The following is a 13,381-nucleotide window of genomic DNA, read 5'->3' as shown; positions in this document are numbered from 1 at the left end:
GTGCTGGCCGGATTCGGGGCCGGGGCGGGGGCGATGTCTCTGCTGCTGACCGTGCGAGGACGGGTGCCGCGGGCGGGCCTCGTCCTGTCCGCGGCGATCGCCGCCGGGGCCGTCGCCGTCGGGGCGCTCGCCTACGTCCCCACGGTCACCGGCGCCGCGGGCGTGGCGCTCGCCGTCGGGCTGCTCGCCGGGCTGAGCGGAGCGTTGTGCGGGGCTCTGGTGCAGACCGAGTCGGATCCCGCGTTCGTCGGGCGGGTCACCTCCATGGCGAGCCTCTTCAGCCTGGGGCTCGCCCCGCTCACGTTCCCGGTGACCGGGGCGGCGGTCGCGCTCTGGGGGACCGGGCCCGTCTTCGTCGTCAGCGCGGGCGTGTGCGTGCTCGGCGGGATACTCGGGCTGTGTTCCCGGCCGCTGCGTCGCGCGGAGTTGCCCGGGTAGCGGCCCGCCCGGGACGGAACCCGTACGCGGGCAGCCGGCACCCGCCGGTCGGCTCCGCGCGCGGGTGCTTACCGCAGCGGGTGCTCACTGGCAGGGGAACGGACTACAGCCCCAGCTGCTTCGTCTCCCGGAGCTTGGCGATCGCGTCCTTGTCGCCGTCCACCTCCACGTCGGCCACGTTCTGCCGGCCGTGGGCGAACAGGACCAGTTCGGAGGGTTCGCCGGTGACCGTGACCACGGGGGCGCCCCGGTGGGCGACGGCCGTCTGGCCGTCCGGGCGGCGCAGGACCAGGCCGGTGGGGGCGCCGCGGCCCATCAGGCGGGCCGTCCGTTCGAGGCGGGACCACAGGGCGTCCTGGAAGACCGGGTCGAGCACCCGCGGAACCCAGTCGGGCCGGGCCCGGCGCACGTCCTCGGTGTGGACGTAGAACTCGATCGCGTTCGACGCCTCGTCGATCTGCTTGAGGGAGAACGGCGAGAAACGCGGCGGCCCCGTACGGATCAGCTGGATCAGCTCCTCGTACGGCTTCGCGGCGAACTCCGTCATCACCCGCTCCAGACGGGGCGCGAGCTGCTTGACGAGGATGCCGCCGGCGGCGTCGGGCCGGCGCTCGCGCACCACGACGTGGGCGGCGAGATCGCGGGTGTTCCAGCCCTCGCACAGAGTGGGGGCGTCCGGTCCCTCGGCCTCCAACAGATCGGCGAGGAGAAGTCGTTCACGCTTCGCATGGGTCGACATACCTGCCAGCCTACGACCGCCCTCGCCCTCCGCCCACTTCTGCGGGCCACCGGCCTCCCCCGTGTTCTCCCCTCCAGCGGACCGTTCGGTGGACCATCCAGTGGACGCCGTCCCGGTGCGTGCGGGCGGCGCGGCACAATGGGCCGCATGACCAGCACGCCGACGCCCAGCACGCCCAGCGGCCTGGACCCCGAGATCGCCGCACGCCTCAGGCGCGGCGCCGACGGGCTCGTTCCGGCCATCGCCCAGCAGTACGACACCGGTGAGGTGCTGATGCTCGGCTGGATGGATGACGAGGCGCTGCATCGCACCCTGACGACCGGCCGGTGCACCTACTGGTCGCGCAGCCGCCAGGAGTACTGGGTCAAGGGCGACACCTCCGGCCACTTCCAGTGGGTCAAGTCCGTCGCCCTCGACTGCGACGCCGACACCGTGCTGGTCAAGGTCGACCAGATCGGCGCGGCCTGTCACACCGGCGACCGCACCTGCTTCGACGCCGACGTACTGCTCGACGTACAGGACGACGTACAGGTCGGCGTACAGGTCGATGCGCGGGCCGGCGCACGGCTCGGGGGCGCCGATTCCGGTGTGCCCGCCGTGGATCAGTAAGGTCAGCCGCCATGGACCTCGACACCTTCCGCAAGTTGGCCACCGACCGGCGTGTCGTCCCCGTCAGCCGCAAGCTCCTCGCGGACGGCGACACGCCCGTCGCGCTCTACCGCAAGCTCGCCGCCGAGCGCCCCGGCACCTTCCTCCTGGAGTCCGCGGAGAACGGCCGTACCTGGTCCCGCTACTCCTTCGTGGGCGTCCGCTCGGCCGCCACCCTCACCGAGCGCGACGGCCGGGCGCACTGGCTGGGCACCCCGCCCGTCGGAGTCCCGACCGACGGCGACCCCCTCGCGGCCCTGCGCGCCACCATCGAGGCCCTCCACACGCCGCACGATCCCGCCCTCGGTTCCGACTCGTCCGGGCCGGCCGGGCTGCCCCCGTTCACCGGCGGCATGGTCGGCTACCTCGGCTACGACGTCGTACGCCGCCTGGAGAAGGTCGGCCCCGGCGAGCGCGACGACCTGAAACTGCCCGAGCTCACCATGCTGCTTACCAGCGACCTCGCGGTCCTGGACCACTGGGACGGCTCGGTCCTGCTGATCGCCAACGCGATCAACCACAACGACCTCGACACGGGCGTCGACGAGGCCTACCACGACGCCGTGGCCCGGCTCGACGCCATGGAGGCGGACCTCTCGCGCTCCGTCTCGCAGCCGCCCGCCGCCCTCCCGCCCTCCGAACTCCCGGAGTACACCGCGCTGTGGGGCGGCCCCGACTACCAGGCCGCCGTCGACGACATCAAGGAGCGCATCAGGGCAGGCGAGGCCTTCCAGGTCGTCCCCTCCCAGCGCTTCGAGACGCCGTGCACGGCGAGCGCGCTGGACGTCTACCGGGTCCTGCGCGCGACCAACCCCTCCCCGTACATGTACCTCTTCCGCTTCGACGGCTTCGACGTCGTGGGCTCCTCCCCGGAGGCGCTGGTCAAGGTCGAGGACGGGCAGGCGATGGTCCACCCCATCGCGGGCACCCGGCCGCGCGGCGCCACGGTCCAGGAGGACCAGGCCCTCGCCGACGAGCTGATCGGCGACCCCAAGGAACGCGCCGAGCACCTGATGCTCGTCGACCTGGGGCGCAACGACCTGGGGCGGGTCTGCGAGCCCGGTTCCGTGGAGGTCGTCGACTTCATGTCCATCGAGCGCTACTCGCACGTCATGCACATCGTGTCCACGGTGACCGGCAAGGTCGCCGAGGGCCGTACGGCCTTCGACGTACTGACCGCCTGCTTCCCCGCGGGGACCCTCTCCGGCGCCCCCAAGCCCCGCGCGATGCAGATCATCGACGAACTGGAGCCCTCCCGGCGCGGCCTGTACGGCGGCTGCGTCGGCTACCTCGACTTCGCGGGCGACTCCGACACCGCCATCGCCATCCGTACGGCCCTGCTGCGCGACGGCACGGCGTACGTGCAGGCGGGCGCCGGAGTCGTCGCCGACTCGGACCCCGTCGCCGAGGACACCGAATGCCGCAACAAGGCGGCCGCGGTCCTCCGCGCGGTCCACACCGCCAACCGGCTGGGCCGGTAGAACCGACCGGCGGAACCGACCGGCAGAAGGCGAAGAACCGGACATACGCGCACAGTGCGACGTGACTCACGTGAACCCGGGTGACGGTTCGCCCGTAGTTCAGGCGATAGTGGGGTACGTGACTGCCGTACCGCACCCCCGATCCGACCGATCCGAAGGTTCCGGACCCGACAGGGCCGGCCGCCGAAGCCTCGCCGTCGCCCTGCTGTCCGGCGCGCTCGGCGCGGCCGTCGTGCTGCTCGCCACCCGGCGTGGCTGGTCGGGCGGCACCGCGACCGTGGCCGGCGGCGAGTTCCCGCTGAGCGCCACGGGCAGTGACGTCACCGGCGTCCCCGCCGCCCTGGCGATAGTGGGACTCGCCTCCCTCGTCGCCGTCTTCGCCGTCCGCAAGGCCGGCCGTTTCCTGGTCGCCGGGCTCCTCGCGCTCTCCGGCGCGGGCACCATGGCCTCGGCGCTCCTGAGCGTCTCCGACAGCTCCGCGCTCGACGAGCAGGCCGCCGAGACCACCGGCGACACCGCCGCGACCGTGGACACCATGACCCACACCGGCTGGCCGTACGTGGCCGCCGCGGGCGGTCTGCTGCTCCTTGTCGCGGGCCTGCTGGCCCTGCGCTACGGGCGGCTCTGGCCGGCCATGTCGGGCCGGTACGAGCGCGACGGCGCCCCGCGGGTGCGCCGGAGCCGGACCCCGGTCGACCCCGACCGGCCCGAGGAGATCTGGAAGGCCCTGGACCGGGGCGAGGACCCTACGGGCGCGTAGCGCTCCGCGTCGGCCCGCGGTATTTCGGCCCCGCGCGCGGGACCCCCACTCGGGGCGGCCGGCCCGAGTGCGGGACAATGGTGGTGAGCGTCCGGCTCACACAGGTACTCGCACAGCAACGAGGAGCAAGTCATGGCGGGCAGCAGCCACGGTCACACCCCGGCCGCCTGGACCGGTGTCATCATCGCCTTCATCGGTTTCTGCGTCTCCGGTGCCTTCATGGTGATGGCCAGCCCGCTGGGCTTCTGGGCCGGCCTGGTCATCGTCGTCCTCGGTGGCGTGGTCGGCATGGCCATGAGCGCGGCGGGCCTCGGCCAGCCGAAGGGCACGCACGAGACCCACCAGATGGCGTCGGCCGAGAGCTGACCCGAACGGCGCCCAGGGTTCACGGCGCCCAGGGTTCATGGCGGGCGGGTCCGGCTCTTCGAGCGCCGGGCCCGCCCGCCTCCCGTTGTGCCGCCGTGTGCCCAGGTGCGCAGGCCGTCCCCGCCCGGCAGAATGCGACGGATGAACGCTGAATCCCCGAGGACGACGCCCGCTGCGGGCTCCGCTCCGGGCTCCCCTCCCGGTTCCGTACTCCGACGGCTCGCCGTGCCCGGCGGAATCCTCGCGGCCGTCGCCGGGGCCTTCGCGTACGTGGGATCCGTCGACCCGAACGAACCCGGGCACTACCCCGCCTGCCCGCTGTTCCGGCTCACCGGCCTGTACTGCCCCGGCTGCGGCGGGCTGCGCAGCGCGTACGCCGTCGTGCACGGGGACCTCGGCACGGCCCTCGGGGCCAACGCGGTCGCCGTGTTCGGCTATCTCCTCCTCGCCTCGGTGTGGACCGTCTGGGTGGTCCGCTCGGTCCAGGGGCGGCCGCTGCGCATCGACCCCGCGCCGTCCCTGCTGTGGACGCTGGGCACCTTCGCGCTGGTTTTCACCATTGTCCGGAACCTGCCGTTCGGTGGCTGGCTCCACCCTTGATCAATTGGGGAAAGTCCAGGTAGTGGGATCGGTGTCAACCGGATGTGAGGCCCGGGCCGTCCTCCGGATACCATCGCAGTGACCACCCGTTTCGTCCGATGCGACGAAACCGGGGTCGACCGCAGAACCGCTTCACCCGCTTCACCGGTTTCACATGCTTCAACCGCTTCAACTGTTCACCGTCAGGGAAGGGGGCCGCTCGCGTGAGTGTGCTCGACGAGATCATCGACGGAGTCCGTGCCGACCTCGCGGAGCGGCAGGCGCGCGTCAGCCTCGACGAGCTCAAGGAGCGCGCCGCGAAGGCTCAGCCTGCCAAGGACGGTGTCGCGGCCCTGCGCGGCGACGGCGTCAAGGTCATCTGCGAGGTCAAGCGCTCCAGCCCGTCCAAGGGCGCCCTCGCCGCGATCGCCGACCCGGCCGCCCTCGCCGCGGACTACGAGGCGGGCGGTGCGGCCGTCATCTCCGTGCTCACCGAGCAGCGCCGCTTCGGCGGCTCGCTGGCCGACCTGGAGACCGTGCGGGCCCGGGTCGACATCCCGGTACTGCGCAAGGACTTCATCGTCACGTCGTACCAGCTGTGGGAGGCCCGGGCGTACGGCGCGGACCTCGCGCTGCTCATCGTGGCCGCCCTCGACCAGCCCGCCCTGGTGTCCCTCATCGAGCGCGCCGAGTCCATCGGGCTCACGCCGATCGTCGAGGTGCACGACGAGGACGAGGTCGAGCGGGCGGTGGACGCCGGGGCGAAGGTCGTCGGCGTCAACGCGCGCAACCTCAAGGACCTCCAGGTCGACCGCGGCACCTTCGAGCGCGTCGCACCCGAGATCCCCGACCACATCGTGAAGATCGCGGAGTCCGGTGTCCGCGGACCGCACGACCTCATCGCCTACGCCAACGCGGGCGCCGACGCCGTACTGGTCGGCGAGTCCCTGGTGACCGGCCGGGACCCGAGGACCGCCGTCTCCGACCTGGTCGCCGCGGGCGCGCACCCCGCGCTGCGGCACGGACGGGGCTGACACCCCGGATGCCCGCCGACCGCCGCCCCGCCGCGACCACCCGTCCGGGCCCCCGCCCCGACGGCGGTCCGGCGCGCGCGCGGTCCGCCGCGGCGCCTTCGGTGGCCCGCGGCCCCTACGCCAGACTCGCCCGCGGCTGCCGTCCGCGCGGCTGCCGTGCGCCCGCGCGGCGCGTTCACGGGCGCCGGGTGCGGTACGTCATCGGTGACGAGCCCGGCCAGGTGAACGGCATGCGATGGCGCAGGCGCGTGTCACCCGCGGTGAGCTGAGCCGCGTCCAAGTGCTCCGCCGGAAGCCCGTTGACGAACCTGCGGGCCGGTGGGGGCTGGTCGCGCCCCGCGGCGGAGCCGCATATGTCACAGCCCCGCGCCCCTTCGGGGCGCTGCCACGTGACCCCCTTCCCGTCAACCCCGGGGCCGACGCCCCTGCGAGGTATCCGCATGCCCAGCGAGTTCTTCATTCCCGACCCCGAGGGTCAGGTCCCCAGCGCCGAGGGGTACTTCGGCGCGTTCGGCGGAAAGTTCATCCCGGAGGCGCTGGTCGCCGCCGTGGACGAGGTCGCCGTCGAGTACGACAAGGCGAAGTCCGACCCCGAGTTCGCCCGGGAACTGGACGACCTGCTCGTCCACTACACCGGCCGCCCCAGCTCCCTCACCGAGGTCCGGCGCTTCGCCGAACACGCCGGTGGCGCCCGGGTGTTCCTGAAGCGCGAAGACCTCAACCACACCGGCTCCCACAAGATCAACAACGTGCTCGGGCAGGCCCTGCTCACCAAGCGCATGGGCAAGACCCGCGTCATCGCCGAGACCGGCGCGGGCCAGCACGGCGTCGCCACGGCCACCGCCTGCGCGCTGTTCGGCCTCGAATGCACCATCTACATGGGCGAGATCGACACCGAGCGGCAGGCCCTCAACGTGGCCCGGATGCGCATGCTCGGCGCCGAGGTCATCGCTGTGAAGTCCGGCAGCCGGACGCTGAAGGACGCCATCAACGAGGCCTTCCGCGACTGGGTCGCCAACGTCGACCGCACCCACTACCTGTTCGGCACGGTCGCGGGCCCGCACCCCTTCCCGGCGATGGTCCGCGACTTCCACCGCGTCATCGGCGTCGAGGCCCGCCGCCAGATCCTGGAGCGTGCGGGGCGTCTGCCCGACGCCGCCGTCGCCTGCGTCGGCGGCGGCTCCAACGCCATCGGCCTCTTCCACGCCTTCATCCCCGACGCGGACGTCCGCCTCATCGGCTGCGAGCCCGCCGGACACGGCATCGAGACCGGCGAGCACGCCGCCACGCTGACGGCCGGCGAGCCGGGCATCCTGCACGGCTCCCGTTCGTACGTCCTCCAGGACGACGAGGGCCAGATCACCGAGCCGTACTCGATCTCGGCCGGACTCGACTACCCCGGCATCGGCCCCGAGCACGCCTACCTCAAGGACAGCGGCCGCGGCGAGTACCGGGCCGTCACCGACGACGCGGCCATGCAGGCCCTGCGCCTGCTCTCCCGCACCGAGGGCATCATCCCGGCCATCGAGAGCGCCCACGCGCTCGCCGGAGCCCTGGAGGTCGGCAGGGAACTCGGCCCGGACGGGCTGATCGTCATCAACCTCTCCGGCCGCGGGGACAAGGACATGGACACGGCCGCCCGCTACTTCGGCCTGTACGACACCGAGGCGGACGCCGTCGTCGAGGCGGACGCCGACAGCGACCGCGCCGAGATCGAGGGGGACGCCAAGTGAGCGGCAACGTCCAGCTGTTGAGCGACACTCTCGCCGCCGCGAAGTCGGAGGAACGGTCCGCCCTCATCGCGTACCTGCCGGCCGGCTTCCCGACCGTCGACGGCGGGATCGCGGCCGTCAAGGCCGTCTTCGAGGGCGGCGCGGACGTCGTCGAGGTGGGGCTGCCGCACAGCGACCCCGTCCTCGACGGCCCGGTCATCCAGACCGCCGACGACATCGCCCTGCGCGGCGGCGTCCGGATCGCGGACGTGATGCGGACGGTCCGCGAGGCGTACGAGGCGACCGGCAGGCCCGTCCTCGTGATGACGTACTGGAACCCGATCGACCGCTACGGCGTCGAGCGCTTCACCGCCGAACTGGCCGAGGCGGGCGGGGCCGGCTGCATCCTGCCCGACCTCCCCGTGCAGGAGTCGGCGCTGTGGCGGGAGCACGCCGAGAAGCACGGCCTCGCGACCGTCTTCGTCGTCGCGCCCAGCAGCAAGGACGCCCGGCTCGCTGACATCACCGCGGCGGGCTCCGGCTTCGTGTACGCGGCCTCGCTGATGGGCGTCACCGGCACCCGCGAGTCCGTGGGCGCCCAGGCGCAGGACCTCGTCCGGCGGACCAAGGCCACCACCGACCTGCCGGTCTGTGTGGGCCTCGGCGTCTCGAACGCCGTGCAGGCGCGCGAGGTCGCCGGCTTCGCCGACGGCGTCATCGTCGGCTCGGCTTTCGTGAAGCGGATGCTGGACGCCCCCGACGAGGCCGCGGGCCTGGACGCCGTACGCGCTCTCGCCGCCGACCTCGCCGAGGGCGTGCGCGGCACGGAGTGACGACCGCACACTCACGTACGTAGCGTTCGCATACGTAACGGACAATCCAGTCACTCGAACGGGTGGACCTGGGGCCGGGGAGGCGCGTTGCGCCTTCCCGGTTCGTTCTGCGGGATGTGAGCGAGAAGAACCGTGAGGGAAAGCGCACCGCCCGCGAGCGGCTGGCGGAAGAGCGAGACAGGCAGAAGACGGCGGAGAAGCGCCGCCGGGTGCTGGTGGTGGGCGGAGCGGTCGTCTGCGTGCTGGCCCTGGCCGCGGTGGTCGGCGTCCTGGCCGCGAAATCGGGGAAGGACAAGAGCAAGGCGGACACCGCGGGCCCGCTGACGGCCCCCTCGGGGGCGAACGGCGACGACAGCCTCGCCATCCCCGTGGGCAGGGCGAGCGCCAGGTCGACGCTCACCGTGTGGGAGGACTTCCGCTGCCCGGCCTGCAAGAGCTTCGAGGACGGCTACCGCTCGACGATCCACGAGCTGACGGACTCCGGACAGCTGAAGGTCGAGTACCACCTCGCGACCCTGATCGACAGGAACATGGGCGGCAGCGGCTCCCTGCACGCCGCCAACGCCGCGGCGTGCGCCCAGGACGTGGGGAAGTTCCCGGCCTACCACGACGTGCTGTTCGAGAACCAGCCGGCCGAGGCGGACGACGCGTACGCGAAGAACAGCAAGCTGATCGAGCTGGCGGGCAAGGTCGACGGGCTCACCACCGACACCTTCAGGAAGTGTGTCGAGGACGGCACGCACAACAGCTGGGTCGCCAAGTCGAACAAGGCCTTCCAGGGCGGCGGCTTCAGCGGCACCCCGACGGTCCTGCTGAACGGGAAGAACATCTACCAGGACCGGACGATGACCCCGGCCAAGCTGAAGCAGCTGGTGCAGCAGGCCGACAAGGCGTGACCCGGTGATCCGGTGACCCGGCCAGGGCGTCCCGCAGGTCTCGTTATGGACCCGTAGCCCGGGCGGGTTGCCGTACGTGCCGCCCGGCAGGGTAGCGTCGACCTCGCCATGGAATTTGCCTATATCCCCAGCCCGTCGCGCGGTGTGCTGCACCTCGGCCCCATTCCGCTGCGCGGCTACGCGTTCTGCATCATCATCGGCGTCTTCGTAGCCGTCTGGCTCGGCAACAAGCGGTGGATCGCGCGCGGAGGCCGACCAGGCACCGTGGCGGACATCGCCGTGTGGGCCGTGCCGTTCGGCCTCGTCGGCGGGCGGCTCTACCACGTCATCACCGACTACCAGCTGTACTTCAGCGAGGGTCAGGACTGGGTCGACGCCTTCAAGATCTGGGAGGGCGGCCTCGGAATCTGGGGAGCCATCGCGTTCGGCGCGGTGGGTGCCTGGATCGGCTGCCGGCGCCGCGGCATCCCGCTGCCGGCGTGGGCCGACGCCCTCGCGCCGGGCATCGCCCTCGCGCAGGCGATCGGCCGCTGGGGCAACTGGTTCAACCAGGAGCTCTACGGGCGGAAGACCGACCTGCCCTGGGCGCTGGAGATCACGTCTTCGACGGACGGCCGGGTGCCGGGCCACTACCACCCGATGTTCCTGTACGAGTCGCTGTGGTGCATCGGTGTCGCGGCCCTCGTCATCTGGGCCGACCGCCGCTTCAAGCTCGGCCACGGCCGCGCCTTCGGGGTGTACGTCGCGGCCTACTGCGTAGGGCGCTTCTGGATCGAGTACATGCGCGTCGACGAGGCCCACGAGATCCTGGGGCTGCGGCTCAACTGCTGGACCGCGATCGCGCTCTTCCTCCTCGCCGTGCTCTACATCGTGCTGTCGGCGCGGCGCAGGCCGGGCCGCGAGGAGGTCGTCGAGCCGGACGCCTCGGACGAGGACACTGGCACGGGCACTGGCACCGATACCGGCACCGACACGGATGCCGACGAAGACGGTGCCGCGGTGGACTTGGACAAGAAGCCCGAGGACAAGAAGCCCGAGGCTGAGAAGTCCGACGACGGCGAGGCAGTGGCCGACTCCGACTCCGACCCCGGCTCCTCCGAGGCGAAGGACGACACGAAGAAGGACGACGTGAAGGACGAGGCCGGGACGGCCAAGAAGTCCTGACCTTCCCTTCCACGTACGCGCGGCCTAGTCGCGGTGGGCCAGGGACAGGGTGCGGTGGGCCCCTGCCACCACGGCCGGGTCGATGAAGCGGCCGTCGGGGAGGGCCTGGGCGCCGGCGTGGGACGCTGCCGCTTCGAGGACCGACTCGGCTGTTTCGATCTCCTCCGGGGTCGGGAGGTAGGCGGCCTCGATCACGGCGAGCTGGCGGGGGTGGATGGCCGCGCGACCGAAGAAGCCCAGGGCACGGCCGTGGGCGCAGGACGCGGCCAGGCCGGCGAGGTCGCGTACGTCGGGGTGGACGGACTGGGGCGGTGGGGCAAGGCCCGCCGCGCGGGCGGCCAGGACCACTCGGGAACGCGGCCAGTCGAGGCCCGCGTCGTCGCGTACGCCCAGGTCGGCACGGAGGTCGGCCTCGCCGAGCGCGATGCCGCGCAGGGCGGGGTGCGCCGTGGCGATGGCGTAGGCGTGCTCGACGGCCAGGGCCGATTCGAGGAGCGCGTACAGGGGGAGGTGCGGGGCGCTCTCCGCCGTACGCACGATCTGGGCGGGGGAGGAGACCTTCGGCAGACGCAGGCCCGCGAGGCCCCCGAGGGCCGGGAGCGCGGCGAGGGCGTGGAGGTCGGCGGCGGACTCCGGGCCGTCCAGGGCGTTGACGCGGACGTGGACCGGGACCGGGAGCGGCTCGGCGAGGAGGTCGGCGGTGGCGGCTCGGGCGTACTCCTTGCGGTCGGGGGCGACCGCGTCCTCCAGGTCGACGACGACCACGTCCGCGCCGACGACCAGGGCCTTCGCCATCACCTCGGGGCGGTCGCCGGGAACGTACAGCCAGGTGAGGGGTAGGGCTTCCGTGGCCTTCGGAGTCTCAGCGGTCTCCGTGGCGTTCGTGGTCACAGGGCGCCCTCCGTCCGGAGCTTGGTGATCTCCTCGTCCGTCAGGCCCAGTTCGGTGAGGACCGCGTCCGTGTCGGCGCCGTGCGGGCGGCCGGCCCAGCGGATCGCTCCGGGGGTGTCGGTGAGGCGGAAGAGGACGTTCTGCATGCGCAGCGGGCCCAGTTCGGGATCGTCGACGGTGGTGATCGTGTCGAGAGCCGCGTACTGCGGGTCCGCCATGACATCGCGTACGTCCTGGACGGGGGCCACCGCGGCCTCCGCCTTCTCGAAGGCGTCGATGACGTCGGTGCGGGTGTGCCGGGCGATCCACGTGCCGACCGCCTCGTCCAGGACGTCGGCGTGCCCGGCCCGGTCCGCGCCCGTCGCGAACCACGGCTCGGTGATCAGGTCGGGGCGGCCGACCAGGCGCATCACGCGTTCGGCGACCGACTGGGCCGACGTCGAGACGGCGACCCAGCTGCCGTCGGCGGTGCGGTAGGTGTTGCGCGGCGCGTTGTTCTGGGAGCGGTTTCCGGTGCGGGGCTGGACATGGCGCAACTGGTCGTACCAGAGCGGCTGTGGGCCGAGGACCGTGAGGATCGGCTCGATGATCGCCATGTCTACGACCTGCCCGCGGCCCGTGCGGTCGCGGGCCGCCAGGGCCGTCATCACCGCGTACGCCGTGGCCAGGCCCGCGATGGAGTCGGCGAGGCCGAAGGGCGGCAGGGTCGGCGGGGCGTCCGGTTCACCGGTGATCGCGGCGAACCCGCTCATCGCCTCGGCGAGGGTGCCGAAGCCGGGGCGGCGCGCGTACGGGCCGAACTGGCCGAAGCCGGTGACCCGGGCGAGGACGAGGCGGGGGTTCGCGGCCGAGAGCTCCTCCCAGCCGAGGTCCCACTTCTCCAGCGTGCCCGGCCGGAAGTTCTCGATGATCACGTCGGCGGAGGCGGCGAGGCGCAGGAGCGTGCCGCGACCGCCGTAGGTGGAGAGGTCCAGGGTCATCGTGCGTTTGTTGCGGCCGAGGAGTTTCCACCAGAGGCCGATGCCGTCCTTCGACGGGCCGTGGCCGCGGGACGGGTCCGGTCTGCGGGGGTGTTCGACCTTGACGACCTCGGCGCCGAAGTCGCCGAGCATCGTGGCGGCGAGGGGGCCGGCGAAGAGGGTCGCGAGGTCGAGGACGCGGAGGCCTTCGAGCGGCGCCGGGGAGGCAGGAGCGACCGTCGCGGTCCTGGTCGTGGCCGTAGTGGTCGGGGGCGGCGTCATGGGTGCGGGGCCTCCGGGTGGCTGGGGCGGGATGTCGGACGGGCTGTCGGCCGGGACGTCAGGTCGGCTGTCAGTCGGGCGAGGGTGTCGAAGCCTGTTCCGTCGAAGTCGCCGACCGTGGTGGCCAGGCGGTTCTTGAGGGGAGTCGTCCAGCGGGACGGGAGCGCCTCAGGGGCGCCCGCGAGCAGGCCCGCGATCGAGCCGGCCGTGGCGCCGTTCGAGTCGGTGTCCCAACCGCCCGACACCACACGGCAGATGGAGGCCGTGAAGTCGCCGTCCGCGTGGGTGAGGGCGGCGGCCAGCAGGGCCGTGTTGGGGACGGCGTGGACCCAGTGGTACGAGGCGTGGGTGGCGTGCAGTTCGTCCACGACCGTGTCGAAGTCCTGGTGCTGCCCGGCCAGTTGGATGGCGTGGCGGACGGCCACGGCGAGGCGGGAGCCGGCGGGAACGACGGCCAGGCCCGTCCGGAGACAGGCGTGGATGTCGCTCGCGCCGGTGGCCGCCTCGGCGATGACGGCCGCCGCGAACATCGCCGCGTAGACGCCGTTGGCGGTGTGCGTGAGCGTGGCGTCCCGGTGTGCCTGTGCCGCCGCGGCGGC

At 72.5% G+C, this 13,381-nt stretch carries 15 protein-coding genes and 1 pseudogene; 12 read left to right on the top strand and 4 right to left on the bottom strand.

The window, feature by feature from the left end; translation table 11 throughout:
* A pseudogene (locus AOK01_RS36070) lies at positions 1-438 on the top strand (MFS transporter); the annotation flags it as partial.
* Between the two features lie 103 nt (positions 439-541).
* Here AOK01_RS36070 and AOK01_RS36065 read toward each other — a convergent pair.
* Positions 542-1,177, bottom strand: coding sequence for a TIGR03085 family metal-binding protein (locus AOK01_RS36065; RefSeq protein WP_055519185.1), 636 nt, complete (start codon positions 1,175-1,177; stop codon positions 542-544).
* 147 nt (positions 1,178-1,324) lie between these two features.
* Between AOK01_RS36065 and hisI the strand changes: the two genes are divergently transcribed.
* The 11 genes from hisI to lgt all read left to right on the top strand — a co-directional run bounded on the left by hisI (position 1,325) and on the right by lgt (position 10,650).
* Positions 1,325-1,786 (top strand): phosphoribosyl-AMP cyclohydrolase, encoded by a 462-nt coding sequence (gene hisI, locus AOK01_RS36060; RefSeq protein ID WP_055519193.1) that lies wholly within the window; start codon positions 1,325-1,327, stop codon positions 1,784-1,786.
* 11 nt (positions 1,787-1,797) lie between these two features.
* Positions 1,798-3,306 (top strand): anthranilate synthase component I, encoded by a 1,509-nt coding sequence (locus AOK01_RS36055; RefSeq protein WP_055519184.1) that lies wholly within the window; start codon positions 1,798-1,800, stop codon positions 3,304-3,306.
* Between the two features lie 109 nt (positions 3,307-3,415).
* Positions 3,416-4,066: a TIGR02234 family membrane protein gene (locus AOK01_RS36050; RefSeq protein WP_190853110.1), complete on the top strand. Its 651-nt coding sequence runs from the start codon at positions 3,416-3,418 to the stop codon at positions 4,064-4,066.
* 132 nt (positions 4,067-4,198) lie between these two features.
* Positions 4,199-4,432 carry an HGxxPAAW family protein gene (locus AOK01_RS36045; protein ID WP_055519182.1) on the top strand — a complete coding sequence of 78 codons (234 nt, stop codon included), beginning with the start codon at positions 4,199-4,201 and terminating at the stop codon, positions 4,430-4,432.
* A gap of 132 nt (positions 4,433-4,564) precedes the next feature.
* Positions 4,565-5,032: a DUF2752 domain-containing protein gene (locus AOK01_RS36040; protein ID WP_055519180.1), complete on the top strand. Its 468-nt coding sequence runs from the start codon at positions 4,565-4,567 to the stop codon at positions 5,030-5,032.
* Between the two features lie 203 nt (positions 5,033-5,235).
* A complete protein-coding gene (gene trpC, locus AOK01_RS36035; protein WP_055519178.1) occupies positions 5,236-6,045 on the top strand; it encodes an indole-3-glycerol phosphate synthase TrpC in 810 nt (269 codons plus the stop codon).
* 8 nt (positions 6,046-6,053) lie between these two features.
* Entirely contained in the window at positions 6,054-6,314 is a 261-nt protein-coding gene (trpM, locus tag AOK01_RS45775; protein WP_079104036.1) for a tryptophan biosynthesis modulator TrpM, read from the top strand.
* Between the two features lie 171 nt (positions 6,315-6,485).
* Positions 6,486-7,778, top strand: a complete 1,293-nt coding sequence (trpB, locus tag AOK01_RS36025; protein ID WP_055519175.1) for a tryptophan synthase subunit beta — start codon at positions 6,486-6,488, stop codon at positions 7,776-7,778.
* Positions 7,775-8,590: a tryptophan synthase subunit alpha gene (gene trpA, locus AOK01_RS36020; RefSeq protein ID WP_055519174.1), complete on the top strand. Its 816-nt coding sequence runs from the start codon at positions 7,775-7,777 to the stop codon at positions 8,588-8,590. Before trpB ends, trpA begins: the two co-directional genes overlap by 4 nt.
* 116 nt (positions 8,591-8,706) lie before the next feature.
* A complete protein-coding gene (locus AOK01_RS36015; RefSeq protein WP_055519170.1) occupies positions 8,707-9,486 on the top strand; it encodes a DsbA family protein in 780 nt (259 codons plus the stop codon).
* A 108-nt stretch (positions 9,487-9,594) separates the two neighbouring features.
* Entirely contained in the window at positions 9,595-10,650 is a 1,056-nt protein-coding gene (gene lgt / locus AOK01_RS36010; RefSeq protein ID WP_055519168.1) for a prolipoprotein diacylglyceryl transferase, read from the top strand.
* Between the two features lie 24 nt (positions 10,651-10,674).
* Here the strand turns inward: lgt and AOK01_RS36005 are convergent, their stop codons facing one another.
* The 3 genes from AOK01_RS36005 to AOK01_RS35995 form a co-directional block, all read right to left on the bottom strand.
* Complete coding sequence (locus AOK01_RS36005) at positions 10,675-11,541, bottom strand: HpcH/HpaI aldolase/citrate lyase family protein (RefSeq protein WP_281181485.1); 867 nt, start codon at positions 11,539-11,541, stop codon at positions 10,675-10,677.
* On the bottom strand, positions 11,538-12,782 hold the full coding sequence (locus tag AOK01_RS36000; RefSeq protein ID WP_055519166.1) for a CaiB/BaiF CoA transferase family protein: 1,245 nt from the start codon (positions 12,780-12,782) through the stop codon (positions 11,538-11,540). Before AOK01_RS36000 ends, AOK01_RS36005 begins: the two co-directional genes overlap by 4 nt.
* Positions 12,779-13,381, bottom strand: a 603-nt coding sequence (locus AOK01_RS35995; RefSeq protein WP_213862201.1) for an ADP-ribosylglycohydrolase family protein, incomplete at its 5' end; no start/stop codon positions are given. The genes AOK01_RS35995 and AOK01_RS36000, both read right to left, overlap by 4 nt.

It is taken from the genome of Streptomyces aurantiacus, from assembly GCF_001418335.1.
In the GTDB taxonomy this organism is placed as follows: domain Bacteria; phylum Actinomycetota; class Actinomycetes; order Streptomycetales; family Streptomycetaceae; genus Streptomyces; species Streptomyces aurantiacus.
This window is presented reverse-complemented; position numbering and strand designations above follow the sequence as displayed.